This is a genomic window from Fibrobacter sp. UWR4 (assembly GCF_003149045.1).
Lineage (GTDB): Bacteria > Fibrobacterota > Fibrobacteria > Fibrobacterales > Fibrobacteraceae > Fibrobacter.
Window position 1 is genome coordinate 33,653 of record NZ_QGDU01000017.1, and the last position, 25,153, is coordinate 58,805.

General features: G+C 50.6%; 24 protein-coding genes and 3 tRNA genes. 18 read left to right on the forward strand and 9 right to left on the reverse strand.

Annotated elements, in window-relative coordinates; translation table 11 throughout:
• Window positions 1-46: 46 nt before the first annotated feature.
• The 6 genes from BGX12_RS08355 (at window position 47) to BGX12_RS08380 (ending at window position 6,298) form a co-directional block, all read left to right on the forward strand.
• On the forward strand, window positions 47-1,069 hold the full coding sequence (locus BGX12_RS08355) for a rod shape-determining protein (protein WP_109735621.1): 1,023 nt from the start codon (window positions 47-49) through the stop codon (window positions 1,067-1,069).
• 89 nt (window positions 1,070-1,158) lie between these two features.
• Window positions 1,159-1,914 (forward strand): rod shape-determining protein MreC, encoded by a 756-nt coding sequence (gene mreC / locus BGX12_RS08360; protein ID WP_233246323.1) that lies wholly within the window; start codon window positions 1,159-1,161, stop codon window positions 1,912-1,914.
• Window positions 1,907-2,398, forward strand: a complete 492-nt coding sequence (mreD, locus tag BGX12_RS08365) for a rod shape-determining protein MreD (RefSeq protein ID WP_109735623.1) — start codon at window positions 1,907-1,909, stop codon at window positions 2,396-2,398. The genes mreC and mreD overlap by 8 nt, the downstream gene beginning before the upstream one ends.
• A complete protein-coding gene (gene mrdA / locus BGX12_RS08370) occupies window positions 2,391-4,235 on the forward strand; it encodes a penicillin-binding protein 2 (protein WP_109735624.1) in 1,845 nt (614 codons plus the stop codon). Before mreD ends, mrdA begins: the two co-directional genes overlap by 8 nt.
• Window positions 4,232-5,485, forward strand: a complete 1,254-nt coding sequence (rodA, locus tag BGX12_RS08375; protein WP_109735625.1) for a rod shape-determining protein RodA — start codon at window positions 4,232-4,234, stop codon at window positions 5,483-5,485. The genes mrdA and rodA overlap by 4 nt, the downstream gene beginning before the upstream one ends.
• A 267-nt stretch (window positions 5,486-5,752) precedes the next feature.
• Window positions 5,753-6,298, forward strand: coding sequence for a ComF family protein (locus BGX12_RS08380; protein WP_233246324.1), 546 nt, complete (start codon window positions 5,753-5,755; stop codon window positions 6,296-6,298).
• A 46-nt stretch (window positions 6,299-6,344) separates the two neighbouring features.
• On the opposite strand, the gene BGX12_RS08385 is transcribed toward BGX12_RS08380, so the two are convergent.
• Window positions 6,345-6,425, reverse strand: a tRNA-Ser gene (locus tag BGX12_RS08385).
• Between the two features lie 118 nt (window positions 6,426-6,543).
• Between BGX12_RS08385 and BGX12_RS08390 the strand changes: the two genes are divergently transcribed.
• Window positions 6,544-7,689, forward strand: a complete 1,146-nt coding sequence (locus tag BGX12_RS08390) for an HD domain-containing phosphohydrolase (protein WP_109735627.1) — start codon at window positions 6,544-6,546, stop codon at window positions 7,687-7,689.
• A 139-nt stretch (window positions 7,690-7,828) separates the two neighbouring features.
• Here the strand turns inward: BGX12_RS08390 and BGX12_RS08395 are convergent.
• A tRNA-Phe gene (locus tag BGX12_RS08395) sits at window positions 7,829-7,901 on the reverse strand.
• Window positions 7,902-8,084: 183 nt separating this feature from the next.
• On the opposite strand from BGX12_RS08395, the gene BGX12_RS08400 reads away from it, so the two are divergent.
• From BGX12_RS08400 to BGX12_RS08420, 5 genes are all read left to right on the forward strand, one after another.
• Window positions 8,085-10,556: a CotH kinase family protein gene (locus BGX12_RS08400; RefSeq protein WP_158278206.1), complete on the forward strand. Its 2,472-nt coding sequence runs from the start codon at window positions 8,085-8,087 to the stop codon at window positions 10,554-10,556.
• 95 nt (window positions 10,557-10,651) lie between these two features.
• Window positions 10,652-11,362 carry a ubiquinone/menaquinone biosynthesis methyltransferase gene (locus BGX12_RS08405; RefSeq protein ID WP_109735629.1) on the forward strand — a complete coding sequence of 237 codons (711 nt, stop codon included), beginning with the start codon at window positions 10,652-10,654 and terminating at the stop codon, window positions 11,360-11,362.
• Window positions 11,362-11,931: a UbiX family flavin prenyltransferase gene (locus tag BGX12_RS08410; protein ID WP_109735630.1), complete on the forward strand. Its 570-nt coding sequence runs from the start codon at window positions 11,362-11,364 to the stop codon at window positions 11,929-11,931. The genes BGX12_RS08405 and BGX12_RS08410 overlap by 1 nt, the downstream gene beginning before the upstream one ends.
• The gene (locus tag BGX12_RS08415) at window positions 11,924-12,817 is read left to right on the forward strand and encodes a 4-hydroxybenzoate octaprenyltransferase (RefSeq protein WP_109735631.1); all 894 of its coding nucleotides are present in this window, start codon (window positions 11,924-11,926) and stop codon (window positions 12,815-12,817) included. The genes BGX12_RS08410 and BGX12_RS08415 overlap by 8 nt, the downstream gene beginning before the upstream one ends.
• Complete coding sequence (locus tag BGX12_RS08420) at window positions 12,804-13,028, forward strand: hypothetical protein (RefSeq protein WP_109735632.1); 225 nt, start codon at window positions 12,804-12,806, stop codon at window positions 13,026-13,028. The genes BGX12_RS08415 and BGX12_RS08420 overlap by 14 nt, the downstream gene beginning before the upstream one ends.
• A gap of 18 nt (window positions 13,029-13,046) precedes the next feature.
• Here BGX12_RS08420 and BGX12_RS08425 read toward each other — a convergent pair whose 3' ends face one another.
• The 4 genes from BGX12_RS08425 to BGX12_RS08440 form a co-directional block, all read right to left on the reverse strand.
• Window positions 13,047-13,877 carry a biotin--[acetyl-CoA-carboxylase] ligase gene (locus tag BGX12_RS08425; RefSeq protein WP_109735633.1) on the reverse strand — a complete coding sequence of 277 codons (831 nt, stop codon included), beginning with the start codon at window positions 13,875-13,877 and terminating at the stop codon, window positions 13,047-13,049.
• 5 nt (window positions 13,878-13,882) lie between these two features.
• The gene (locus BGX12_RS08430) at window positions 13,883-14,317 is read right to left on the reverse strand and encodes a hypothetical protein (RefSeq protein WP_199220750.1); all 435 of its coding nucleotides are present in this window, start codon (window positions 14,315-14,317) and stop codon (window positions 13,883-13,885) included.
• A gap of 102 nt (window positions 14,318-14,419) precedes the next feature.
• Window positions 14,420-15,427, reverse strand: a complete 1,008-nt coding sequence (tsaD, locus tag BGX12_RS08435) for a tRNA (adenosine(37)-N6)-threonylcarbamoyltransferase complex transferase subunit TsaD (RefSeq protein ID WP_109735634.1) — start codon at window positions 15,425-15,427, stop codon at window positions 14,420-14,422.
• Window positions 15,424-16,431 (reverse strand): YbbR-like domain-containing protein, encoded by a 1,008-nt coding sequence (locus BGX12_RS08440; protein ID WP_109735635.1) that lies wholly within the window; start codon window positions 16,429-16,431, stop codon window positions 15,424-15,426. The genes tsaD and BGX12_RS08440 overlap by 4 nt, the downstream gene beginning before the upstream one ends.
• Window positions 16,432-16,618: 187 nt before the next feature.
• On the opposite strand from BGX12_RS08440, the gene BGX12_RS08445 reads away from it, so the two are divergent.
• The 5 genes from BGX12_RS08445 to BGX12_RS08465 are packed head-to-tail and all read left to right on the forward strand — an operon-like array spanning window position 16,619 to window position 22,081.
• Complete coding sequence (locus tag BGX12_RS08445) at window positions 16,619-17,365, forward strand: ABC transporter permease (protein WP_233246325.1); 747 nt, start codon at window positions 16,619-16,621, stop codon at window positions 17,363-17,365.
• Between the two features lie 3 nt (window positions 17,366-17,368).
• The gene (locus tag BGX12_RS08450) at window positions 17,369-18,685 is read left to right on the forward strand and encodes a murein hydrolase activator EnvC (protein WP_109735637.1); all 1,317 of its coding nucleotides are present in this window, start codon (window positions 17,369-17,371) and stop codon (window positions 18,683-18,685) included.
• Window positions 18,682-19,806 (forward strand): AAA family ATPase, encoded by a 1,125-nt coding sequence (locus tag BGX12_RS08455; protein WP_109735662.1) that lies wholly within the window; start codon window positions 18,682-18,684, stop codon window positions 19,804-19,806. Before BGX12_RS08450 ends, BGX12_RS08455 begins: the two co-directional genes overlap by 4 nt.
• Window positions 19,806-21,557: a single-stranded-DNA-specific exonuclease RecJ gene (recJ, locus tag BGX12_RS08460; RefSeq protein WP_233246327.1), complete on the forward strand. Its 1,752-nt coding sequence runs from the start codon at window positions 19,806-19,808 to the stop codon at window positions 21,555-21,557. Before BGX12_RS08455 ends, recJ begins: the two co-directional genes overlap by 1 nt.
• Window positions 21,557-22,081 (forward strand): hypothetical protein, encoded by a 525-nt coding sequence (locus tag BGX12_RS08465; protein ID WP_109735638.1) that lies wholly within the window; start codon window positions 21,557-21,559, stop codon window positions 22,079-22,081. The genes recJ and BGX12_RS08465 overlap by 1 nt, the downstream gene beginning before the upstream one ends.
• On the opposite strand, the gene BGX12_RS08470 is transcribed toward BGX12_RS08465, so the two are convergent.
• Together BGX12_RS08470 and BGX12_RS08475 are read right to left on the reverse strand one after the other, a co-directional pair.
• Window positions 22,059-22,499: a hypothetical protein gene (locus BGX12_RS08470; RefSeq protein ID WP_109735639.1), complete on the reverse strand. Its 441-nt coding sequence runs from the start codon at window positions 22,497-22,499 to the stop codon at window positions 22,059-22,061. The two genes, BGX12_RS08465 and BGX12_RS08470, sit on opposite strands and share 23 nt — an antisense overlap.
• A gap of 37 nt (window positions 22,500-22,536) precedes the next feature.
• Window positions 22,537-22,619 (reverse strand) — tRNA-Leu (locus tag BGX12_RS08475).
• 70 nt (window positions 22,620-22,689) lie between these two features.
• Between BGX12_RS08475 and BGX12_RS08480 the strand changes: the two genes are divergently transcribed.
• On the forward strand, window positions 22,690-23,103 hold the full coding sequence (locus BGX12_RS08480; RefSeq protein WP_109735640.1) for a hypothetical protein: 414 nt from the start codon (window positions 22,690-22,692) through the stop codon (window positions 23,101-23,103).
• A gap of 351 nt (window positions 23,104-23,454) precedes the next feature.
• Here BGX12_RS08480 and gpmI read toward each other — a convergent pair whose 3' ends face one another.
• Window positions 23,455-25,089, reverse strand: a complete 1,635-nt coding sequence (gpmI, locus tag BGX12_RS08485; RefSeq protein WP_109735641.1) for a 2,3-bisphosphoglycerate-independent phosphoglycerate mutase — start codon at window positions 25,087-25,089, stop codon at window positions 23,455-23,457.
• Window positions 25,090-25,153: the final 64 nt, after the last annotated feature.

A 25,153-nucleotide genomic window follows, 5' to 3' on the forward strand; every position in this document is an offset into this window, starting at 1 on the left:
TATAATTGTTGCGTAAAGTTTCATCTCATCCAAAAGGGCGTTTACCTTGTTCGGTCTTTTCTCTTGCGACATTGGTATTGATCTCGGTACGGCAAACACTTTGGTCCACGTTGCCGGCCAGGGCATTGTAATCAACGAACCTACGGTTATTGCTGTGGACAGCAAGAACAACCGTGTTTCTGCCATCGGTTTCGAAGCGAAGAAGATGCTTGGCCGTACTCCGGGCGAAAGCCGCGCTGTGCGTCCCATGCGTGATGGCGTGATTGCTGATTTTGAACTGGTAGAAAACCTTCTCCAGACTTTCATCAAGCGCGTGCAGAAGTACCCGCTTTGGATGGTAAAGCCCCGCGTTGTTGTGGGTGTTCCTTCCGGTATTACCGAAGTGGAAAAGCGTGCTGTGATCGATGCTGCTAAGCAGGCTGGCGCTAAGGAAGTGCACCTGGTCCACGAACCGATGGCTGCCGCTATTGGTATGGGCATTCCTGTTGAAGACCCTGTTGGTAACATGATCGTTGATATTGGCGGTGGTACTTCCGATATTGCTGTGATCGCACTGAATGGTACCGTATGTAACGCTTCTGTACGTGTCGGTGGTGACGAAATGGACGAAGCTATTGTCCGTTACCTCCGCACCATGTATAACCTCTGCGTTGGTGAAAGCACTGCAGAACAGATCAAGATGACTATCGGCTCTGCTAGCCCGCTGGACGAAGAATTGACCATGGAAGTGAAGGGTCATGACTTTATCGCTGGTATGCCTCGCACCATGACTATCAATAGCGCTGAAATCCGTGAAGCTCTGAATGAACCTGTCACCGCAATCGTTGAAGCTGTGAAGCAGGCTTTGAGCATTACTCCGCCGGAACTCTCTGCTGATATTTACGACAAGGGCATCATTATGACTGGTGGTGGTTCTCAGCTTCGTGGCTTTGATGAACGTATCCGTCAGGAAACTGGCCTTTCCGTGAATGTGATTGACGAAGCCCTGATTTGCGTATGTAAGGGTGCCGCTCGCATTCTGGAAGACTTGGACAAGTATCGTCCTGTCCTTATTGCATCCTCTAACTAAAACTACGATACATTTCGATGTTTAGGGCTTTTCGCTTTATTATCGATTTGTTCTCCCAAAGGCATGGCATTGTTGCTTTTGCCTTTTTCTTGGCTCTTGGTTTCCTGATGCGTCAGGCTCCCAATGTGGTCAGAGAGAGCATCGTCACGACCGTTACCAGTACCGTGTTCTATCCGGCCCAGCTGGTTTCAAGTTCCTTGAATGAGTTCCGCTCTATGGCGGAAGAAAACACTCACTTGAAGGAAGAGAACGCCAGACTCCGTCAGGAAACTTATCACGCGCATGAAGGCTTGCAGGAATTGGCTAGACTGCATACCCTAGTCCGCTTTGACGACAAATGGGATTTCCCCATCGTGACTGCCCGAGTGGTGGGACACAATCCCGGCCGTTTTCTTACCACGCTGGTGATTAATCGCGGTAGCATGCATGGCGTCAAGGAACATATGCCTGTGTTCTCCATGAATGGTCTGGTGGGTAAAGTGACTAGAGCCGAAATGGGACATTCCCGCGTGCAGTTGCTGGTGGACCCGAACCTTAAGTTGTCTGTAATGGAGCGTCGCACTCGCGTGGTGGGCTTCCTTGAATCCATGGATGGTCATACCTTGACTGCCATGGTGCCGACTCATGCTGGTGTGAAACAGGGCGACACATTGGTAACTTCCGGTCTTGGCGGTATTTTTCCGAAGGGTATTCCTGTTGGAACGGTAAAGGATGTGCGTAAGTCTAATTTGGATGTCATGCGCCAGATGGACGTGGAACCCTTCCAGGAATTTTCCGTGCTGGAAGAAGTATTCGTGATGGAAAAGGAACCAGATTGGATTATTCAGGAGTTGCTAAATGAATAACTTGAGCTGGCTTAAAATTCTGTTTTTGTTTGTAGCGTCTTTTGCTCTGCAGGTTTCTGTAGCTTCCTGGATTTCCATCTTTGGTGCAACTCCGGATTTGGTAATCATTTTCGTTGTTGCTACTGCAATTAAGTTGGGGCCTGCTGCAGGCTGCTTCTGGGGGTTCCTTGCCGGATTTTCCCAGGACATTTATGCCCCTGTGGAGTGGCTGGGCGCAAATGCTATTGCCATGACCGTAATAGGCTTTCTGGTGGGCCAGGTGGAAGAAAAGCTCCTGACTTTGAATAAGCCTGCGAAAGTTGGCATTCTCGGTCTTGCATTCTTTGTGTGTGACATGATCTACTATGCTGTAACTGGACTGTCCCAGGACATCATTACCAACTTGTTCGTGACGCAAACCTTGCCGGAATGCGTTTATACCGTATTCATTGGCGGTATCCTGTTCTACCTGGATCACGGCGAAAGCAGAAAGAAGCATGCGTAGTTCTGTAGCCGAAAACGAAATCCAGCAACGTAAAGCTTGGAATGTCCTTGTCTATTTGGCGGGGGTGGCCCTTGTATTTATCGTACTGTTGGTTCGTCTCTTTTTCCTGCAGTATATCCACTACGATGAAAACGTCCAGCGTTCCGACAATAACCGCTTGCGTAAAGTGGACTTGATTGCAAACCGCGGCTTCATTTATGACCGAAACGGTGAAGTCCTGGTTCGTAATAGACCGTCTTACCAGATTGCACTTCAGGCTACCAGTTTGCCGCGCAAGAAGGAAGCTAGGGATTCCGTATTTAACAAGTTGCTGCAGATTAGGGACAAGTCCGGTGAACGTCTGTTTGACTCCCTTTCCCTGGATACGGCGTTCCAGAGGACACGTTGGATTAAGAATCGTCCTATCCGATTTTTTGAGGATGCTTCCCCTGAGCAGGTGGCTGTGGTGGAAGAACACTCTTCCGAATTACCTGGTGTGGTGACATTGATCGAATCCCGTCGTGAATATCCTTATGGGACGCTGGCGTCACATGTGCTTGGATATACTAGTGAAATTTCCGATGAACAGCTGAAACTTCCGGAATATGCGGGATACTCCCAGGGGGATCGTATTGGCCAGAAGGGGCTGGAACAGTACTACGATAAAGAGTTCCGTGGTAAGGATGGCCTGAAGCTTGTGGAAGTGAATGCATCTGGTCGTGAAGTGGGTGTGTATTCGGATGTGGAGGGACAGGAACCTGTTCCTGGCCTTCACCTGATTTCCACCTTGGATCTGAAACTGCAGAAGGTTGCGGAAGCGGCTATTCCCGATAGTGCTAGAGGTGCCTTGGTGGCACTGGATCCTCGTACGGGTGAAATTCTTGCAATGGTCAGCTCTCCTCGACTGGACCCGAACATATTCTCCCTGAAGCGTCGTGAACGCAACAAGGGCTGGGCTCATGTGGCTCTGGACTCCATGCGTCCCTTGACGAACCGTGCCATTTCCGGTACGTACCCTCCTGCGTCAGTGTTTAAGTTGGTTACGGCTGGAGCTGGTCTTGAAAACGGGCTCCTTTCGGAATACAAGTATTATCCCAAGGCTTGTACGGGTGGCTATCAGTATGGTACCCGTTACCAGAAGTGTTGGGGCACTCATGGCAACTTGAATGTGGTTCATGCCTTGAGGCTTTCTTGTGACGTGTTCTTCTATCAGGCTGGACTTGATATTGACATGGAACGCATTAACGAATTCGGCAGACGTTTTGGTCTTGGCGAAGAATTGCTGGGTGTCGACATTCCTGGCGAACGTCCGGGGTGGCTTCCGGATTCAGTGTCCTTCAACAAGAGAAACAAGCGTAATGGCTGGCGTTGGGCTCGTGGCTTGATCCTGAATCTTTCCATTGGTCAGGGCCAGATTGTGACGCCTTTGCAGCAGGCTGTGTTGGTGGGATCCCTTGCCACCAATAAGGGTGTCTATAGGCCTCATTTCATGAAGGAACTGCGTGATGAGCAGGGAAATGTGGTTAAACGCTATGAACCGGAGATCATTCGTTCCGGCACGATGAAGGAATCCACCCATCGTGTCCTGATGCATGCCATGGATTCCGTGGTGAACCATCCTGGTGGAACGGGTAAGAGAGGCGCCCTGCCTGGAATTCGAGTGGGGGCAAAGACGGGTTCCGGTGAATGGAAGCGTGGCCAGAAGACCCATGCCTGGTATGCAGCGGTTGCGCCTCTGGAAAATCCTGAAATTGCTGTTGCAGTCATTATGGAAGCTGCTGGTGGTGGCGGCGCTGTGTCTGCACCTATCGCAAAGAAGGTGCTGATGGAATACTTCCACATTGAGGATCCGAAATGAGTTCCTTTAAATCTGTCGATAGTACCCTCAAGTTTGACTGGTTTTTCATCCTCCTGGTGATTGCCTTGATGTCCTGTGGACTCACCCTGGTGTACTCTGCGACTATTACGGAAGACATTCCCTTCCAGCAGACATTCTGGTTCAAGCAGCTGCTTCATTTCCTGGGTGGTTCCGTTTTGGCGGGACTTCTTGTATTGGTGCGTATTGAATGGCTGAAACGAGCTGCCATCCCTCTTTATTTTGTCTCTCTGGTGCTCCTTTGCGTTGTGCTATTTTTTGCAGGTGATGTTGTAAAAGGTGCGGGTCGTTGGATTGACCTTGGTTTCTTTAAATTGCAACCTTCCGAGTTTGCAAAGATTGCCTATTTGTTGACCATTTCTTTCTGGCTTTCCAAACATCATGTGAGTTTGTACAAGATCAAGACTTTTGTGGTTCCGTTCTTGCTGTTTATTGTTCCTTTTGGCCTGGTGCTGAAACAGCCTGACTTGAGTACGGCCCTTGTTTTCACTGCAGTGACTTTTGTGGGATTTTTCTTTGCCGGCTTGACCATTACGGATGTGTTCCTGATCGTAAGCCCGGTGGTTTCCGTCCTGTTTTCTCATTCCCAGTCCATCGGTTACGAGATTCTCTGGGGGTTGCTGATCTGTGCGGTGGTCTTTGCGCTGGTGCGTAGACGTTTGCCCAAATTCCAGACGATCTTTTTCCTTGCGGCGAATATCCTTGCGGGCTACGCCAGCTCCATGGTGTGGAATATGCTGGAACCTCACCAGCAGAAGCGCGTGAATACTTTCCTGGATCCCATGAGTGATCCTATGGGTGATGGTTATCAGGTGCTTCAGTCCATTACCGCAATTGGTAGCGGCGGCTTGACGGGAAAGGGCTTCGGCAATGGAACTCAGACTAACCTGGCCTTCCTTCCGGAAGAACATACGGACTTTATCTTTAGCGTGCTGGGCGAACAGTTTGGACTCCTGGGCTGTACCGTTGTCCTTGCGCTGTTTGGCTTGTTCCTCTGGCGCGCAACATCGGTTTGTAAACTCACCAACGATTCCTTCGTGACTCTCGTAGCTATGGGGGCATCCACGATCTTTGTGTTCCATATGTTGGTGAATATTGCCATGACCATTGGGCTTATGCCGGTGACGGGCTTGCCGCTTCCGTTCCTGTCCTATGGTGGATCCTTTGCCTTGACCTGTATGGTGCTGGTGGGGCTTTTGATGTGTCTCCGTTTCCAGAGCCGTCGTCGCTAATCAGGTAAATATTCTTTTTCCAAAAAAGTTCATTCAAATTGACTGAAAAAAGCGTGTCTAGGGAGAGCATATGTTACGTATCCCTGGAGGCTTTTTTTGAATTGGCTTGATCGTATTGGTGGTTTTGTATTTGGGCAGGAATGCATGGGCTGTGGATGCGCGTCGGAAGCGCTGGACCCTTGGCTGTGTCCTTCCTGTAGGGGTGAACTGGAAAAAATGTCCAGGGCTCCTCATTTCCCTAATGGGGATGTATTTTGCCTGTTTCCAATGCGTCCCTTGACGCGTAACTTGATTCATGCGTTGAAGTACAGGAGTATTCCCGGAATGGCGACTTATATGGTGAAGCGTTCCTGTGCCATGAAAGGGCTGGCGGTACATCAGGAAATGGCCTTGTTACCGAAGCCTCTTTACTTTGTTCCAATTCCGTTGCATCCTGCCCGTCTTCGGGAGCGAGGATATAACCAGGCGGAAAAGATTGCGGGGGCGCTTGCCTCCGCCTGTGGAGGTAGGGTGTGGAGATTGTTCCGAAGGAAGACCTTTGTGGTGTCCCAGACGAAACTTTCGAAGGAAGGTCGCGAGTGGAATGTAGCTGGAGCCTTTGAGATGGTTCCCCAGAAGCGGATTCCCGCTTGCGGTACGGTAATCGTGGTGGATGACGTCTATACTACGGGGGCGACGACCACCAGCTGCCTGGGAGCGCTGGGGAACGATTTCCCTCTGCCAGTGAAGGTCTGCACTCTACTATACGATGAACCGGCGACGGCTGCTGCTGATTTTGCTGCAGATAATCGGACTGCCTGGGATTCTCTTTAAAATACGGCCGGAAACAGGAAAGACCGGCTTTTAGCCGGTCTTTGAGCGGAGGAAGAGGGACTCGAACCCCCAAGCCTTACGGCGGCGGTTTTCAAGACCGCTGACTTACCAATTAGCCTATTCCTCCAGGGTGGACAAAGGATAGAAAAATATTAGCGGTTTCGTCAACAAATCCCCGAAAAATCCCGATTTTAGAGATTCGGCTTGTTTGAAATTAAACTTTTATTAACTAAATTAGTTGTTGTATGATGGACGTTAACGCAACGCAGAAAATTGAGTCCCAGCGAATCCTGGAACTGTTGTTCTCCTATATGCCTAAGATTGCGGCGGAACGCAGGATGGATAATCTGCTGGTGCTGATGGCTGACCTTGGTCGGTCCATGGTTTCTGCGGATCGCTGTTCCTTGTGGCTAGTGGACGAGGAAAGTGGCGAATTGTGGACAAAGGTTGCCCATGGCGTTAGCGAGCTCCGTATCCCCCAGAATGCCGGCTTTGCTGGTTGTACTGTTATTACTGGCGAACCCTTGCTGATCAAGGACGCCTACCTGGATCCCAGGTTTGATCGCCGTAGTGACCAGAAGACGCATTACCACACGAAGTCTGTGCTGACGGTTCCCCTGATGGATTCCACAGGATGCGTCATGGGGGTATTCCAGGCAATTAACAAGCAGAGCGAGTCCCAGGAATTTTCCGAACAGGATCTGGAGCACTTGCGCCTGACTGCAGTGTATTCCGCAAAGACAGTGGAATCCGCAATGCTTACTGCTGAACTTGAAGCGACCCAGCGTGAAATTATTCATACTTTAGGTGAAGCTTCCGAATACCGTAGTCAGGAAACGGGTGACCATATTCAGCGCGTTGCTGAATCTGCCAAGAAGCTGGCCGAATACTTGAACTTACCTGCGGATGAAGTGGAAAAGATTCATCTGGCCGCTCCTATGCATGACCTGGGCAAGATCGCCATTCCCGATGCCGTGCTGAACAAGCCGGGCAAGCTTACGGAAGAAGAATACGCTATCATGAAGACCCACGCTGAACTGGGCTTCAAGATGCTTTGCAATTCTAAACGAAAACTTTTGCGTTTCGCGGCAAACGTGTCCCGTTCCCATCACGAACGTTGGGATGGCAAGGGATATCCTTTGGGGCTGAAGGGCGAAAACATTCCGCTGGCGGGTCGTATTTGCGCCGTGGCGGACGTGCTGGATGCATTGGCCTGCTATCGCTGCTACAAGGCTCCCTGGCCCGAAGAAAAGGTGAAGGAAGAATTCCTCAAGATGAGAGGCTCCCAGTTCCAGCCGGAAATTGTGGACGCCCTCATTGAACATTGGGATGAAATGTATGCCTGCTATCGTGTTCAGGCGGATCCCAACGATACTGACAGCAGAAGATAAAATGTGAGGGGTGATGTTGCCCCTTGTGATTCCTTACAAGTGTTTTTGAATGGCAAGCCTCAGGCTTGTTTACTTTGTTTGTTTTTTTTTTGAACGAGGGCATAAAAAAAGACCTTAGCGTTTGCTAAGGTCTTTTTCGTGGCACCGGTCAGAGTTGAACTGACGACACGCGGATTTTCAGTCCGCTGCTCTACCAACTGAGCTACAGCGCCGTTTTGGTAGCCCAAATATAGTACATGTTGTGAGGCTTGTCAAGGGTAAATAGAATATTACTGAGATTTTTTCCTTTTTTTATAATAATCTTCTAAATTTACGATGAGATGATGATTGGGATTCCGAAATTTTTTTCGGATGAATCCTTTTTTGTAGGTGGAATTGTGCAGATTTTCAAAAAATTGAACTGTTTGGCAGTGTTTGGCTGCCTTGGACTCACCTTTGCCGGTTTGGTTGCCTGTGCCGATGAAGAAGCTGCTTCCAAGCCCAATGTTCCCGGTAACGTTGTTGTTAACCCGGATACAGGTGATACTCTCGTTGTGAATCCGGAAACGGGTGATTCCAGCAAACAGCAGATTGATACCGTTACCCATATCGATCCCATTACTGGCGATACGATCAAGAAGATTGACACTCTTTTGATTCCTCTGGATTCTACCATGCGCTGGGTGGGTAACTCTGCACTGGTGATTACCGAAATTGCTCCTGTGAACCTGAACTGGCTCGACGAAGAAGGTCGCGATCCGGGTTGGGTCGAAATTTATAATGCAGGTTCCGAGGCTGCAAACCTGAAGGGTTATGCGTTGATCGAAACCACGGAAAAGGGACGTAAGTGGATTTTCGGTGATGAACTGATTGCCGCAAAGAGCTTCCGTACTGTTTTCTGCGACAAGAAGAACCTGGTTACAGCTCCCAGCGATACGGAATTTGGTAAGGGCCGCACTCATACCAACTGGAAGCTGGAAAAGGATGGCGGTACCGTTTACCTGGTGGACCAGTACTTCGGTATCCGTGACTCCGTAAAGTATCCGTCCCTGGAATCTGGCGTTAGCTGGGGTATTGTGGACGGTGGCGCCTGGAAGTATTTTGGCAAGCCCACTCCGGAAAAGGCAAATAATGTAGAAACTGCCTATGAAGGCATGGCTCCGGAATTCAAGTTCAATGGTTCCCAGGGTGGCTTCTATAACGAGCCCGTCGTTCTGAACGCTCCTACTGTATCTGACGGTATGAAGGTGCGCTGCACCCAGAACGGTTCTGAACCCACCAAGGATTCTCCGGAATTCAACCAGACCATCACTATCGAAAAGAACACGGTTCTTCGTTGTGCTGCCTTTAAGGATGGCCTTTTGACCAAGAAGACTGTGACCAATACCTATTTCATCGGCGAGCAGGTGAAGATGCCTGTGGTTGCCGTGACTGTGGACTCTGTTTTCTTTAGGAATCATTATGTTCCGAAGTCCAGATGTTCCGGTGATGACCCGAAGACTTGTCCTGAAGGTTTGATGGCCGATGTGGAATTCCCGGCCCACGTGGAATATTTTGCCGAAGGAAGCAAGTCCAAGGAAAAGGCTTGGGAAATTGATGCTGGAATCTCCCTAATGGGTGGCTGGAGCCGTGTGGCGAACAAGAAGTCTGTGGCTGTGGTGATTCGTGAAGAATACCAGAATGGCTGGCTCCATTACCCGTTGTTCGAAACCCGCAAGGATACCCATAGCAAGTTCAAGGGTTTCAACCTTCGTAACAACGGTAATCGTTTTGTCAGCGACTATATGGAAGATGCCGTGGGTGGTGCCGCCTTGGAGGGCAGCGGCGTTGATTATCAGCGAAGCCGTCAGGTGGTGGTATTCTACAACGGCAAGTATTGGGGCATTCACGACATGCGTGAACGCTTCAACAAAAACTACGTAGAAACCAACTACGGAATCGACGCTGGTAATGTTGAAATCATCAAGATTCTGGGCCGTGCAGATTCCTCTTTGAGTGGAAACACCCTGAGCGCTGTCAACAACTTTAAGGGCTTGCTTGATATTGTCGGCAATGGCGACTTTAGTGGTGACAACAATCCGAACTATGCTTCTGTGAAGACTCTCATGGATGTGGGTAACTTTGCTGATTACATGATTGCTGAAATCTATTACAAGAATGGCGACTGGCCCAACAATAACGTTCGTGCATGGCGCGCTCCGGGTCAGCCCTGGAAGTTCATGATTTATGACCTTGACCATGGTTTTGGCTGGGTCTGGGGCGTGAACGATGGTGAATTTAAAACGAATTCTACCAACATGTTTAGCTGGATCAAGAAGGGTGGTGGAAATAAGCCCTGTAAGGAATCTGGTTGCTTTGCAAACCTTTACATCCAGTTGATCAAGAATCCTGAATTTAAGCGACTGTTCTTGAATCATGCTGCAGTGATGCATCAGAACTACCTGAATACCAGTGTGATTAGCAATGTGGTTGACCGTATTGAGGCTTCCATGGATGCTGACGATATCGAAAGAGACTACGAGGAGTTCCATTCTAAAGGCAAGACCTACTATGAAGAAGGATTCAGCAAGGACGGAACTCCGTTCAAGAGCTGGTCGGCTAAGCGCGATGACTCTGTGCTGGAAGACTATGCTGGTGAATTTGGTGTAAGCAACAGGGTGAATGTCACTATCGGTGCAAACGGCAAGGGCAAGGTTCTTATGGAAGGCATGACCCTTCCGGGTGGCAAGTCTTCCTATACGGGCAAATTCTATGCTGGCATCGGTATGGAACTTACTGCGGTTCCTGACGAAGGCGCTATTTTTGCTGGCTGGTCTGACGGTTCTACCGATCCTACCCACCTGATTGCAACGGATAGCGATGTAACTATCACTGCAAACTTCAAGTAATTGAAATTACGGAACGTATAAAGCACGGGCGAAAGTCCGTGCTTTTTTTGTGTCTGGGAAAAGACTGGAGTTTGGCAATTTCTAAATTGCGGGTCATGAGTTCCAAGAAGAAAGACCCGAATGATAAAAGCTATGTCCGTGCCATGTTCGATGAAATTTCCGGACGGTACGACTTCCTGAATCATTCATTGAGCTGTTGTCAGGATATTCTCTGGCGAAGGGCCTGCTGTAAGGAACTGAGAAAGGTAAAGCCGGGAAAGCGCCTGCTGGACTTGTGTGGTGGCACTGGGGATTTTGCGGTGACCTACGAAAAGTTTAACGGGACTCAGGACTTGGCTATCCTTGGGGATTTTTCCTTCGGGATGTTGAAGGGGGCGGAAGGCAAGAAAACTTCTGCGGTCCCTGTCCAATTGGATGCCATGAAAATGCCGTTTCAGGATAAGACCTTCGATGTGATCCTGAATGGATTTGGCATGCGTAACGTGCCCAACGTGGAAGTCGCCCTGAAGGAATCCGCCCGCGTGCTGGATGAGGGGGGCTACCTGCAGATTCTGGAATTTTTTGCGCCCAGAAATATTTTCAACAAGTTTTTCTACAAGGTTCTCGCCCCGCTGTTTATTCCCATCATGGGTGCCTTCTTTAGCAAGAAGGATGCGTACGAGTATCTTGTAAATTCCGTGACGAACTTTTTGCCGGTAGCGGATTTTGTATCCCTTGCGGAAAAGAACGGCATGGATCTGGTTCATGTGAAGCCCTGCTTCTTTGGGGTTGCCTACCGCGTGCTTTTGAAGAAGAGGGCTAAGTAGTGGGCCGTTTTATTCTTGGCGTAACAGGGGCAAGCGGGGCGATTTACGCCACGCGAACTGCCATGTACCTGAAGGACCTGGGCCATCATGTAACGGCCTTGGTGACGGCTCCTGGCCGCGATGTGGTGGCCTATGAAGGTCAGACGGCCTTGTATGACTATTGCGATGTGCTGCCGGATGTCAATGACTTCTTTGCGGAATGTGCCAGCGGGAGCGCGGATTACGCAGGCATGGCCGTAGTGCCTTGCTCCATGGGAACTTTAGGACGTATCGCTAACGGTACTTCCGATAACTTGCTTGTACGATCTGCGGATGTGTGTCTTAAGGAACGTCGTTCCCTGGTGATTGTGCCTCGTGAAATGCCTTACAACTTGATCCACCTGGAAAATATGGAACGTCTGACAAGGGCTGGGGCCGTGGTGATTGCGGCTAGTCCCCAGTTCTATAGCAAGCCTTCCTCTATGGAGGAACTGGTGGATACGGTGGTGGTGAAGGTGCTGAAGCACTTGGGCGTGGATGCTGCTGACTTGGCGAAGATTGTGGAACCCTGGAAGAAAGCTGATGTTTAAGAAAATTCAAGAATTTGGTCACCTGGTTCGTTTGAGCCACTCCTTGTTTGCCATGCCCTTTGCCATTGGCTCCATGTGGGTTGCGGCCAATGGTTTTCGTGACATGCCCGCCATGGAAATTGTCCGCATTGTCGGGCTGATTGTTCTGTGCATGGTGACGGCCCGCAATAGCGCCATGAGTTTCAATCGCATTGCGGATGCGGATATCGATGCGAAGAATCCTCGCACGGCAAAACGCCATCTTCCCGATGGTCGACTGAGCAAGAAATCCGTTATCGCTTTCCTTGCCATAAATGGCGTGCTGTTCGTTGTATTTGCAGCCTTGCTGCAGCCGCTGGCAGGTCTCCTTGCCCTTCCCGTGTGGCTGCTGTTGCTGTCCTATTCCTACTGGAAACGCTTTAGCTGGCTTTGCCATTGGTTCCTGGGTTTCGCTATCGGTATGAGCCCTCTGGGGGCCTGGATTGCCGTGCGCGGGGAGTTTGCTGTTTTCCCTATTTTCCTGTTGGTGATTCTGATGCTCTGGATGGGCGGTTTCGATATTATCTATGCCACTCAGGACGAAGAAATCGATCGTCAGATGGGGCTCCATTCCGTGCCGGCCCGCTTTGGCCGCAAGCGTTCCTTGCAGATTGCCTTCTGGAGTCATGTGGCCATGCTTGCTCTCTGTGTGGCCTTTGGCTTGGTATGGAACATGGGGGCACCCTGGTGGGTGGTAACTGGCCTTATGACCGCCGCAATTTGCTACATCCACTTGTTTAGAAAGTCCGACGATCTGGATGCCATGAATAGGGATTTCTTTTTGGCAAACGTGGCCATTAGCGCCCTTGTGATGGTGGGCCTGATTGTATGGATGATTATGGGAGGAGACGTCAATGTCCTTTTCTGATAAGAAGTTTACGAACGAAGATAAGATCAAGATGTTTGAGCGCATGGGTGCCACTGGCGCCATCGTTGCCTTAATTTTTGTGTTCCTGCTGGAAACGGGTTATGCCGGTCCGTATGTGGAACTGGTGAACATGGGCCTTACCGCAATGATCGTGGTCCTTGCGGTTTCCCTGGTGGGTAGCGTCTTCTTTAAGAGCCGCCGAAAAAAATAGTCCTGTATTTTTGAATACCTAGATTTCCAGGTCCGCGGAGTAGACGGTCTGTACTTCTCCATCATCGGTCTGGAACAGCAGGCTTCCATCGGGTTGCATATCCAGAATGCGGCCCGATTTTTTTGTGGCGCCTTCGCCACTATTGCGGTTCTCGTCCGTACAACGATTGTTGACGACGATGGTTCCGCGGGCGCCGATGAACTGGTCCATCTTTTTCCAGGCGGCCACCCACGGGGAAATTCCAAATGCCTTGAACTGTCCTACGGCACGTTCCAGATTCCCGATGAGAGTCTGGAGGAGCTTTTCGCGGTTGATGGTGCGGCCCGCAATGGCTTTCAGGGTGGTGACGTCACGATCGAGGAAAGCGTAGTCCTGCGGGTCGCTATTGACGTTAATGCCTACGCCCATGTTGAGGGCGGGCTTTCCCTTCTGGAAGACGATTTCCGCCAGGATGCCGCAGAACTTGCTTTTCCCGAAGAGGATGTCGTTGGGCCATTTTACCGTGACGCGAGTTTCGCCTGGACCTTGCAGGTCGCGGAAAACTTCAGCGAAAGTCAGGGCCGCTACCTGAGTGATTTGCGGGGTGACGTTCAGGGGAATGCCATCCAGCGGAATCAGGATGTTGAAATAGAGGTTCTTCCCTTCGGGGGAGGCCCAGGTACGTTCGTGCCTGCCACGGCCCGCGCTCTGGCTATCTGCTACAAAGAGCGTGCCCGGCTGGATAGCGCCTGTCACAGCCTGCTGTTTCATCAGGCTATGGGTGCTTTCGATGGTCTTGAATAATTGGGCGGGAGCGCTTGCAAATCCCGAAAGGTTCCAGTGGTCGAAATCTTTTTCCGGAGTGAACATGGGGACTACTTGTCCTTTTCCATGTCTTCCAGCATCTTCATGGCTTCTTCCGGGAAGATCAGGAAGTATTCCTTCTTGCGGTCTTCGAAGAGCTGCAGCATACGTTCCTGTTCGAACTGTTCACGGTCGATATTCTGCATGAAGAATTCGTCACGGGCAAAGTCGCGGGTGGTCATGAGTTTCTTCATTTCTTCGGAAAGATCCACCTGATCCCAAAGGATGTAGTAGGAACCGGTAAAACCATCGGAGAACACGTTCACGTCCAAGGTTACGGCGTTTGCCTTGGATGAATCCACCATCCTGACCGTAGTTTCACGTTTTTCGGGTCGGAAAACATCGACATCTTTTGCTTGGAGGGGGGTATCCTGTGCCATGGCTGCAGGAACCGCAACAAGTGCTGCGACAAAAAATGGGATGATTCTGGATTCCTCGTAACTCATGGGTATCAATATACGTAATTCACGGGAATTTGGTTGCAACTATCTTATGAGATGATGCAGGATGTGAATTTTCCGTATTTTTAATCACTAAGAAATACGCTCTTACAGAGCCAGGGGCATCCAGGGCTTGACTACGTCCACGGATGTTAGTTTGTTCTGTCTGACGCGACGGATTGCTGCTGCGGCGATCATGGCACCGTTATCGGTACTTAAACTACGGTCGGGAATGCAGAAACGTATTCCATGCTTGCCGCAGTAATCCTGCAGGCGAGTGCGGAGCCAGGCGTTGGCGCTTACACCACCGCCCATGACCAAGGTCTTCATCTTGGTGAGCTTTAGTGCGTTGATGGTCTTGGTCACCAGGCTGTCCACGATGGCGTCTTCCAGTGAGGCGCAGATATCGCCCAGGTTTGCCTGAATGTATTCCGGATCGTGAGTTTCCGTGTAGCGGAGAACTGCAGTCTTCAGGCCACTGAAGGAAAATTCGCAGTTGTCATGACCACGGAGTGCGCGGGGGAATTCTACAAACTTGCGATTGCCGTTGGCTCCGAGACGGCTGATGGTGGCGCCTGCGGGATACTTGAGTCCCAGCAGCTTACCGCATTTGTCAAAGGCTTCGCCAGCGGCGTCGTCGCGGGTACGTCCAATGCTTGTATACTTGAATCCAGGTTCTTCCAGTACCAGCTCTGTGTGGCCACCAGAAACGGTAAGCGTCAGGAACGGGGGCTCGATATCCGGATTACTGAGCCATGCAGCTGCAAGGTGACCCTCCAGATGGTTCATGCCGTAGGCAGGGATGTTCAAATCTCTAGCAAGACCCTTGGCAAAACTTGCTCCTACCAGAAGCGGTCCCATAAGGCCTGGGCCCGTGGTATAGGCGATGGCATCGATGTCTTCCATCTTGATGCCCGCTTCCTTAACGGCCGCTTCTGCCACAGGGACTATCTTTTGCAGGTGGGCACGGGCTGCGATTTCGGGAACTACACCGCCATAGAGGGCGTGTTCGTCGATCTGGCTGTAAAGCGGGTTGGAAAGGACCTTGAGGGGTTCATCCTGCAGGATGGCGCAGGCGGTTTCGTCACAGCTGGATTCAATTCCAAGCCAAATCATTGATCTGCCTCCTCGACGGCTTCTGCTTTAGGCTCCACTTTTTCTTCCTTCTTCTTCAGGTAAACCTTGTCCGGTTTAAGTTCAATAGCCTTGATGGATTTTTCCCGATTGACGGAAGAAGGTAAAGTCAACTTTGTTGTGGGGGGAAGGCTGTCTGCGTCTTCGATAGCGAAACGGTTGAACTCCATGATGAGTTCGATATGATCCTTGGTGATGGAATCCAGAACCTGTTCACCGCCGGTAATTTCTACAGAGACGGTGTCCGGAGAAAGGCTGTAGATGTTACGGTCGTAGAAGCCGATGAGGGCGACCGGGACGCGTTTGAAAACCTTGGAAGCCATTTTCTGGATGTTGACGGAAATCTTGACGCTGGAATCGCTGGGAGAAACAAATCCCGGGAAAGATTCAAAATTCAGGGGGACCGTAAAGACCTTACTATCCTTGAGGGTATCGAAGGTCGTGGAGTCCGTGGGGATGTCGATGATTCTTGCTAGAGCGTTGCGGGCACCGGATACCTGGATTTCTTCAGGGATAATTTTCGGTTCGTCGGCTAGCAGGTATCCCTGGGCAGCGTTAATAGTGGCATTTGCCCTGACAGGGACGTTACGGACGATTCGGGTGTCCAGATCCAGGTCTATGAACAACACTCGATTTTCGGGTTCTACAAACTTTACGTTAGCGTAGCCGGGAGCGGAGAAGTTCTTTTGGTCCAGATGTATACGGATTGCCCCAAGTTCGGCTTTCTGGAGGTCTACTACCATGGCGACGGCATTTGTATTGCCCTTGGAAATATCGCGATGGAGACGAATCAAGTCCCAGGTCTTGCCTTCCACGGTAATGTGAATGGAGTGGGGCGGCTTGGAGGCGATAGCCATTGTTTCGGGAAGCTTTACAAAGTTCAGCGGAACTTCCAGGACCAACTGATAATCCTGTCGTGAAATCACGATAAACCAGATTGCGATGCCAAAAAGCAGTGCTGTTATCTTTAATGCGATGTTTCCCATAGTCGTCTCGAAAAGAACTGGCATAAATTTAGTTATAATTCGCTTTGTGTTCGGACAACTAGGTTATTTAATATCGGAATCTTTCCGCGGAATGAGGCAGCACCGTTCGGTGATCTTCCCATCCCTTGTGACGATTTTTCTTTGCTCTCTGCTTCTTGCATCTTGTCTCACTGTTCTGGGGGCTACCATGCGGCTTCTGGACACGGAGAAAAATCTCTATGCGGTGGAAGCTTTTTTGCCGGATGATATTCCTGCAGACTCCATCAAGGCTGTTCAGCAGAGGCTTGAACACCACAAGTATGTGGACTCCGTATCCTTCATCAGTGCGGACTCCGCCCTGAGAGATTTTAGAAGTCATTTTTCCGCTGAAATGCTGGACCTGGTGGAAGGAAATCCCTTGCCGCCTTATTTCCGCATGACCGTTAAGGAAGAAAATCAAAACCCTGGGGACTTGGCGGTTCTTGTAAACGCCCTGTCCAGTGAGGATTATTTTGAGGAAGTCCAGGCTCCCGTAGATTGGGTGGAAAAGATTGCCGCCTGGAAATTCAAGATGATTTTCTGGCCCATTTGCATTAGTATCCTTTTGCTAATTACCCTATCCCTGATTATTTGCAATTCTGTACGTCTTTCCTTGCTTTCAAGAAAGTTGCTGGTGGAAAATATGAAATACGCTGGCGGAAGCTATTTCTTCATCGAATTTCCTTTTGTCATGCAGGGGGTAATCCAGGGTTTTTTAGGAAGTGGTTTTGCAGTTGTCCTGCTGTTTGCTTCCATCCGATCCTTGACCCAGTCCTTGCCCATCGTTGATGTTTATGCCCAGGGGGCAGGCTTTGTCTTTGTCGCTGTAATCTTGCTGGTCACAATCCTTTCCGGCTATTTCAGTTTCAGCACGGTGCGTAGGTTCCTGAATGTCAAACGTAGTGAACAGGACTAACGGATGCGCCTGTTCCTTTTCATCCTCTGTCTTTTTGTCGGTGTAAGTCTTGGTGCTCCCAAGGCTTCCGCGAAACCGGCGGCAAAAAATAACGTTAAGCAGGCAACGCAAAAGACGGATGCCCAGATTAAGGAGCAGAAGGATGCCCTTAAGAAACTGGAATCCGACCTGGCAAAACGTCGTCAGGAACTGTCTATCCTGGAAACGGAAGAAAAGGGCGTCTTGAATACGATCTCCCTTCTTGACCAGAATTTGAATCAGACTCGCGTCTATATTCATGAACTGACCAAGAGCGAGAACATGTTGCAGACTGCCTTGGTAAGGCTCTCCACGGAAATCGACTCGCTGGACAAAAAAATCTCGGAACGCAAGGCGGTCATGACCAAACGTGTTAAGACTTTGTATGTAAACGGCCGCAGCAGCGAAGCCAAGGTGCTTGTGAATTTACTGACTCAGAAAGGAAATCCTGAACGTCAAGCTTACTGGGTGCATCATATTCTGAGTAAGGATCGCGAGGAAGTGGAATACCTGCAGCGCCTGGTCATTGAACGTAACGAAAAGGCGGAACAGGAACAGTCTCATCTGGCTGAACTGAAAACACTCCAGTCCAAGAAGGCTGCAGAAGAAAAGGGTCTCGTATCCCAGATGAACGGTCAGGAAAAGATGCTGAAAAACCTGAAGCAGGACCAGAACATGCAACGTCGCGCTCTTCAGGAATTTGAGCAGAACCAGAAGACGATGCTGGCCTTGATCAAGATGTTGGAAGCTCGTCGTCAGAAGGAAATTGAAGCCGCCAAGAAGGCTGAAGCGGAACGTATCGCCAGGGAGAAGGCCGCTAAGGAAAAGGCGACCAAGGATAAGAAGAAAAAGAAGGAAGAACCTAAGCAGAAGGTGATTACGAAGCCCAAGGTGGTGGTGGCCGCTACGGAAGGTCCCCGCTGCAAACCTTTGGAAGGCGAAATCATCAGTAACTACGGTCTACAGGAGCATCCTGTGCTTCACATTATGACTCGTAATCTAGGCGTGGAAATTCGTGGTAAGCGTGGCGGAATGGTCCGTGCGGCTGCTGCAGGAACGGTTGCCATGGTGGCCGAAATTGATGGCCGAGGCCCGTCCGTAATTATCGAACATCCGGGTGGAACCTACTCTGTGTACGGCCATATGAAGTCAATTCGAGTAAAAGAAGGCACCAATGTGCGAAATTGCGAGGAAATTGGCGAAGTGGGCGACATCGGTTCCTTAAATGGAATTAAATTGTACTTCCAAGTTAGCGAAGGAACGCAGACTGTGGATCCTTTGCAGTGGTTGAATACGAAATGATTGATTACAGTTTAAAAGGTCCCGTATCCCAGGAAAGGGCGAGAATCCGCCTAATGTCCGCTTTGAGGGAAAATCGATTTCCTCAGGCCATCTTGATTGATGGTCCTACCGGCATAGGTAAGAAGGCTTTGGCGTTGGAAATTGCCAAGGCTCTTCAGTGTACGGATCCTAACGGCAGGCCCTGTGGCCATTGCTTTGGTTGCCGCATGGCTGCCGAAAGCGGTGCCACCGAAAACTGGATCATTCCTCTGGAAGCGGCGGAAGCCCGTGCAAAGAAAGCGGAAGACGCCACTGCCAGAAGTACCGCAAAGACCATCGAAGATATTAAGCAGGACTACATCAAGGAGATTATCAAGAATCCCTACCGTGTAGACGTCTTCAGTGCGGCAGCCTTCATTTCTGTGGAACTGATGCGTTCGATGACCAGCAGTTTCGCCATGAGGGGAGACCGAGTCCGTACGATAATTATTGCTGAAGCGGACCGCATGAATGAAGCCGCAAGCAATGCCTTCCTGAAGACGCTGGAAGATGTTCCTCCTGACACCTATTTTATCCTGACCACATCTTCCCGAGAGAAGATGCTCCAGACGATCCGCTCCAGATGTCTTGCCCTGCACCTGTTGCCGCTTACCGACGAGGAAGTCCGTAAGGAGGCAGACCGTGTGGCGGATGAGGAATTTGACCGTGCCTCCCTGACAGACGATGTTATCGGGATGGCCGTAGGTTCTCCGGGCAAGGCGCTTTATTTTGCACCACTCTGTGAACAGTGGAATCCCCTGGCGGTAGAGTTCGTCCGAAAGTCCTTGTTGCAGGATTATACAGATTTATTCTTCTCCCTGAAGGAGGCGTCCCTGGACGATCCTTATGTGGCGAACCGTTTCCTGGAAGTGATGTCCTTCCTGGTGGCTGACCTCCTGAGAGAATTGGGCGGTGCGCCCTTGCGTATGCCTACGACTACCGCAAGTATTGGCTTGAGGAACTTCCCCCGTATTGATGCGACGGCCCTGGAACTTGCCTTGGTGGATATCCAGGAGACAATGTCCCGCATCGAGTCCCGCCGTGCAACGACTACCATGAGTCTTCAGACTCTGGCCTTGAAACTTTTCGAGGGCTATAAGTAATGGATTGCGTTGCCTTGGACGAACGCAGAGCGACTGCTCTTGCCCACGGACTTCGGATACCTCATGTGGTAGCCCGTTTCCTGGTGTCCCGAGGCATCAATACTCCCCTGGATGCTCGTCGCCTGCTGTGCAGCAGTAAGGATGATGAACTGGACCCCTTTACCATGAAAGGCATGGAAGATGCGGTTCAGTGGATTCTGAACGTCCGTGAAAAGGGCGAGAAGGTCTTTATTTTTGGCGACTACGATCTGGACGGCATGACGTCTGTAACGCTTCTGACCAAGGCCTTTGAAGACTTGAAGATTGTGTCTGACTGGAGGCTGCCGAATCGCTTCGGTGATGGTTACGGTCTTTCTGTTTCTGCAGTGGATGAAATGTATGAAGCAGGTGCCCGCTATGTGGTAACTGTGGATACGGGCATTACGGCCAACGCAGAAATTGCCCACGCCAAGGAATTGGGAATGGCCGTGATGGTCATTGACCACCATCAGCCTTCTGGAGAAGGCCTTCCTTGTTGCGATGTGCTGCTGGATCCCCATCAGGAAGGGGATCCGTATGAAAATCCGGAACTTTGCGGCGTAGGCGTATCCTACAAGTTTATTTGCGCCCTCTATTCCAGACTTTCCATTCCCTGTCCGACGAAGTTCCTGGACCTGGTTGCCTTGGGAACTCTGGCTGATCTGGTCCAGATGACTCCAGAAAATAGACTGTTTACCAAGATGGGCTTGACTCAGTTGAAGAACAGTCCTTGGCCAGGCTTGCAGGAAATGTATTCCGCCTTGATGAAGCCGGAAAGTACGGTGGGTGGCATTGATGTCATGTATAAGTTTGCCCCCATCCTGAATGCTCCTGGCCGTATGGAACGTCCGGATCCGGCATTGAAACTTTTGCTGAGCCCAAACCGCGCCCAGGCAAATGCGTTGCTTGCTGAACTGAAGAACTGGAATACCCGACGCAAACAGAAGGAAGCGGAAATCACGGACATGGCCATGGAGCAGGTCAAGCTCGTCTATGGCGATACCTTGCCGACCGTCCTTGTTGTTGCGGGTGAAAATTGGCATGTAGGCGTGATTGGTATTGTGGCGGCAAAGCTGGCCCAGGAATACCATCGTCCGGCGGCTGTGCTTTCCATTGTGGAAGGTGTGGCTCACGCCAGCGCCCGCGCTGTTCCCGGCTTCAACTGGCATCGTGCGCTCTTTGAATGTAGGGACTTGTTCGACCGTTGGGGTGGTCACGCCAATGCGGCTGGCTTCTCCTTGACTGCGGACAAGATTGATGAACTTCGCAAACGTCTGGAGGTATCTGCCGCCGACCAGAATTACACGGGCGAAGAAACGGTTCTGTCGGAAGACTATCCTTACGATATCCAGGTGGCGCTCCACGAACTGACCATAGAGACTTCCCAGTACATGCCTTTCTGCCAGAACCAGAATCGTAACCAGATGTTGCCCATTCTCTGCTTCCTGGATTTGCTGGAACCTTTTGGCGGAAACTTCCCCTATCCTACGTTCCGTGCGGATAACGTGAAGGTGCACCGCTTCCGTGAGTTGTCCGGCGGTCATCTCCAGATGGAAATTTCACAGGCGGGTAGCCCGGTGTTCCAGGCTATTGCGTTTGGTCTTCGCAAGCGCAAGACGGTCTTAACGGGTACCTCTCCGGTATCCATCGTCTTTGAACCTACCTGGAACTACTACAACGGTCACAAGTCCTTGCAGTTGTGCATCAAGGCCATTGAGCAGGGTAAGTCCTAATGTTCTTTAGAAATCTGTTTGGCTTGTTCGTTATCATGCTGTTCCTCGCCTTGGTCGTGGGCGTCCTGCTAATGCCTAGACGCGGCTACCAGACTCCGGTGGATGTGCGTGAAGTGGAGGTGGAGGATGTCCATAAGGTGGAAACGCCTTTTGTGGGCCGTATGATTCTTCCTGAAGCGTCCGACATCGAGGTGCTGGAAAATTCTGCTGGAAGAGACATGGAACAGATGGCCCGTTTCCTGCAGGGACGTGCAGCTGGCCTCCATTGGCTCGCCAACGAACATTTCAAGAAGGCCTGGCGTCACTATCGCAAGAGAACGACCGTCCCTGACATCCACGCCAGGTTGATTCTTTCCGTGGATTCCATGGGCGTGTTTCAGGTGGATTCCATTATGTCCGATACGGACGATATGGACTTGGCTGCCCATCTTCAGGACCACATAAAAAAATACTGGCGCTACCGTCGTAGCACCAGTGGAAAAACGGATTTTATAGTCCCGTTTATTTGGACTTCAAAATATTAAGAAGCTGGTCGGCCTTCTTCTCGATGAGGATGAAGGCTTCGAACATACGGGCTTCGCGCCACTTGATCAGGTACTTGGCTCGCCAATCATCAGCCACCATTTCGGTGTCTTCGTGATTGCCTTCCTTTTCCTTTTCGTTCTGGTACCATTCTTCCTTCTTGATTTCCTTGATCATGTCGCCAAGTTCTGCGGCAGGCTGCAGGGAACCCTTGCAAAGGAGAAGTGCGCGGAGGTTGTCCAGGAGAATCTCGTCGGTAGGTTCATCGGCATCGTCCCGGGCGCAATCCCAGATCTCGCCGCGATGACGTTCCGTCCAGCCAATCAGGTGCTTTTCAGTCTTCTGAAGTTCGCCCTTGGCAAGCTTTTCCTCGACTGCTTCGCGGGGGTAGTAAATGCTGTTCGGATAAAAGTCGATCATGATGACCTCGCTACCTTTTAAAAGTTTGCTCAATTAATGCCCGGGGCGGGACTTGAACCCGCACGAGGTTGCCCCCAAGGGATTTTAAGTCCCCAGTGTCTACCATTCCACCACCTGGGCAGGTGTTGAGCGTGGCACAAATATATAAAAAATTAGGTCTGCTGCCTTAGTATTTGTTAAATTAAAGGATATGAAAAAGACTATTTCCCTTTTTTCCACATTTATCTTTGCCTTTTTGGTTTTGATTCTGTTGGTTCAACCCAAGGCCTACGCCTATGATGGCGATATGGATGTGTATCGTGAATTCAAGGAAGACTTGGCTCTTGCACGAGACACCTACATCAGTTCCCTGAACATGGCCATGGACGAAAAGGAAGTAAGCAATCCGTCCTGGAATGATATTGAATTTGAAGCACCGGATATGAAGTACTGTACTTTGAAAGAACTTCCCGGGGGCTTCAAGATTAAGGGTGCCCATGGCGCCTATAAGGTGGAAGTCGACATCAAGTTTGTTCCTGGTCGTGAAGACATGCGTTACCAGGTGAAACACTCCAAAGGAAGCAACGGTCCTGGTAAGGAAATCGTAGGCGAAGTCTTCAGATAGCAGGTACACTTCGCTTGAGGTCGGAGCTGCACTCCTAGAGGGATTAGAAGCCTGTAAAAAAAGGATGCCTTTAGGGCATCCTTTTTTAGTAGACAGTTATTAGTAGTCGGTAGACAGGAACTACTTAATGATGAGCATCGAATCGTCCCAGGCTTCTCGTGAACCTCCGCAGTTTACTGCGGGAGGTGAGCTTTAGCTCGCCGTTCGGTGAACGAAATCGTTTTTTCTAGAGATGCATCCACTTTAGTGGATAGCAGCTCTTAAAAAGGATTAGAAGCTTGTAAAAAAGGAAGCCTTTGCAGGCTTCCTTTTTTAACACCGACGGATGTCGGTGTAGATGACTAATTAACCTTACTTGATCACGAGCATGGAGTCATCCCAGGCTTCGTGCTTTTCGAAGCCGAGGAGGTTAGCGGTGGTTGCTGCCAAGTTGGACAGACCCCAGTCGCCTTCCTTGAGGCCCAGCTTGCCGCCAGTAACGTTATCGTACAGAATGCAGGGAACCTTGTTCAAGGTGTGGCTGGTCTTTGCCTTGAAGGAACCATCCTTGTTCACCTTGGGCATGCCGGTCTTCTTGTCGATTTCATACATTTCGTCGGCGTTACCATGGTCAGCGGTAATGAGAGCAACACCGCCGGCTGCGTCGATCACCGGGAGGAGACGAGCGAGGCCGATGTCCACAGCTTCGATAGCCATGGTAGCTGCACGGAAGGAACCAGTGTGGCCCACCATGTCGCCGTTGGGGTAGTTGCAGCGGAGCGTCTGGTACTTACCGCTCTTGATAGCTTCGATCATAGCGTCGGTAACTTCTGCAGCCTTCATCCAAGGACGCTGTTCGAAGGGGACAACGTCGGATTCGATTTCCAGATAAGTTTCGCCGTCAAACTTGCTGGAACGGTTACCATTCCAGAAGTAAGTCACGTGGCCGTACTTCTGAGTTTCAGAGCAAGCGAACTGCTTCACGCCAGTTTCTGCGAACCATTCGCCGGAGGTTTCCTTGATTGCCGGAGGAGGAACCAGGAAGCGGTTGGGGAGCTTCAGGTCGCCATCGTACTGGAGCATGCCTGCGTAGCAAACCTTGGGGAAGCGGACGCGGTCGAATTCGTTGAAGGATTCTTCTTCGAAGGCGCGGGTGATTTCGATGGCACGGTCGCCACGGAAGTTGAAGAACACAACGGAGTCGCCATCGTTGATGGTGCCAACCGGCTGGCCGTTAGCTGCGATAACGAACGGCGGGAGGTCCTGGTCGATAGCCTTGGTTTCGCCACGGAGAGTTTCGATAGCCTGCTTAGCGGATTCGAACATACGGCCTTCACCCAGAACGTGGGTCTTCCAGCCAAGTTCAACCATCTTCCAGTTAGCATTGTAACGGTCCATGGTGATCTGCATACGGCCACCACCGGAAGCGATGCAAACGTCGAATTCAGAAGAACGGAGTTCAGAGAGGAACTGTTCGAAGGGTTCCACATAGTCCAGAGCGGAAGTTTCAGGAACGTCACGACCGTCGAGAAGGATGTGGACGCGAACCTTCTTCACTGCTTCCTTCTTAGCCTGGGCCACCATGGCCTTCAGGTGAGAAATGTTGGAGTGAACGTTGCCGTCGGAGAAGAGGCCGATGAAGTGAAGAACAGTGTTCTTTTCACGAACGTTGGCGGAGATTTCCTTCCAGGCGTCGCGGCCGAAGATTTCGCCGGAAACGATGGAGTCCTGAACGAGAGCTGCACCCTGGTTGTAAACCTGGCCAGCACCGATTGCGTTATGGCCAACTTCGGAGTTACCCATGTCTTCGTTGGTGGGCATACCGACAGCGCGGCCGTGAGCCTTCAGAAGAACGTTGGGGTAAGCCTTGAAGAGGTTGTCGAGGGTCGGCTGACGGGCGGCCTTGATGGCGTTGCCCTGTTCGTTGTTATTGATGCCGTAACCGTCCATAACGATGGTAACGACGGGACCCTTGATACCGGGGAAGTTGGAAAGCTTCTTAAGCATAGTGTACTCCAGTTATGCCCGGACCTTCCGGGCGTGTTAAATTTACGGGTTAAATTTAGAAAAA

Excerpts from the sequence above, each read along its gene's own strand:
- BGX12_RS08480 (WP_109735640.1), top strand. The coding sequence starts at position 22,690 with ATGAAAAAGACTATTTCCCTTTTTTCCACATTTATCTTTGCCTTTTTG.
- BGX12_RS08465 (WP_109735638.1), top strand. The coding sequence starts at position 21,557 with ATGTTCTTTAGAAATCTGTTTGGCTTGTTCGTTATCATGCTGTTCCTC.
- BGX12_RS08420 (WP_109735632.1), top strand. The coding sequence starts at position 12,804 with ATGTCCTTTTCTGATAAGAAGTTTACGAACGAAGATAAGATCAAGATG.
- recJ (WP_233246327.1), top strand. The coding sequence starts at position 19,806 with ATGGATTGCGTTGCCTTGGACGAACGCAGAGCGACTGCTCTTGCCCAC.
- BGX12_RS08430 (WP_199220750.1), bottom strand. The coding sequence starts at position 14,317 with ATGAGTTACGAGGAATCCAGAATCATCCCATTTTTTGTCGCAGCACTT.
- BGX12_RS08455 (WP_109735662.1), top strand. The coding sequence starts at position 18,682 with ATGATTGATTACAGTTTAAAAGGTCCCGTATCCCAGGAAAGGGCGAGA.
- BGX12_RS08440 (WP_109735635.1), bottom strand. The coding sequence starts at position 16,431 with ATGGGAAACATCGCATTAAAGATAACAGCACTGCTTTTTGGCATCGCA.
- BGX12_RS08425 (WP_109735633.1), bottom strand. The coding sequence starts at position 13,877 with ATGTTCACTCCGGAAAAAGATTTCGACCACTGGAACCTTTCGGGATTT.
- BGX12_RS08450 (WP_109735637.1), top strand. The coding sequence starts at position 17,369 with ATGCGCCTGTTCCTTTTCATCCTCTGTCTTTTTGTCGGTGTAAGTCTT.
- rodA (WP_109735625.1), top strand. The coding sequence starts at position 4,232 with ATGAGTTCCTTTAAATCTGTCGATAGTACCCTCAAGTTTGACTGGTTT.
- mrdA (WP_109735624.1), top strand. The coding sequence starts at position 2,391 with ATGCGTAGTTCTGTAGCCGAAAACGAAATCCAGCAACGTAAAGCTTGG.
- BGX12_RS08390 (WP_109735627.1), top strand. The coding sequence starts at position 6,544 with ATGATGGACGTTAACGCAACGCAGAAAATTGAGTCCCAGCGAATCCTG.
- BGX12_RS08470 (WP_109735639.1), bottom strand. The coding sequence starts at position 22,499 with ATGATCGACTTTTATCCGAACAGCATTTACTACCCCCGCGAAGCAGTC.
- BGX12_RS08380 (WP_233246324.1), top strand. The coding sequence starts at position 5,753 with ATGCGTCCCTTGACGCGTAACTTGATTCATGCGTTGAAGTACAGGAGT.
- gpmI (WP_109735641.1), bottom strand. The coding sequence starts at position 25,089 with ATGCTTAAGAAGCTTTCCAACTTCCCCGGTATCAAGGGTCCCGTCGTT.
- tsaD (WP_109735634.1), bottom strand. The coding sequence starts at position 15,427 with ATGATTTGGCTTGGAATTGAATCCAGCTGTGACGAAACCGCCTGCGCC.
- BGX12_RS08415 (WP_109735631.1), top strand. The coding sequence starts at position 11,924 with ATGTTTAAGAAAATTCAAGAATTTGGTCACCTGGTTCGTTTGAGCCAC.
- mreD (WP_109735623.1), top strand. The coding sequence starts at position 1,907 with ATGAATAACTTGAGCTGGCTTAAAATTCTGTTTTTGTTTGTAGCGTCT.
- BGX12_RS08445 (WP_233246325.1), top strand. The coding sequence starts at position 16,619 with ATGCGGCTTCTGGACACGGAGAAAAATCTCTATGCGGTGGAAGCTTTT.
- BGX12_RS08405 (WP_109735629.1), top strand. The coding sequence starts at position 10,652 with ATGAGTTCCAAGAAGAAAGACCCGAATGATAAAAGCTATGTCCGTGCC.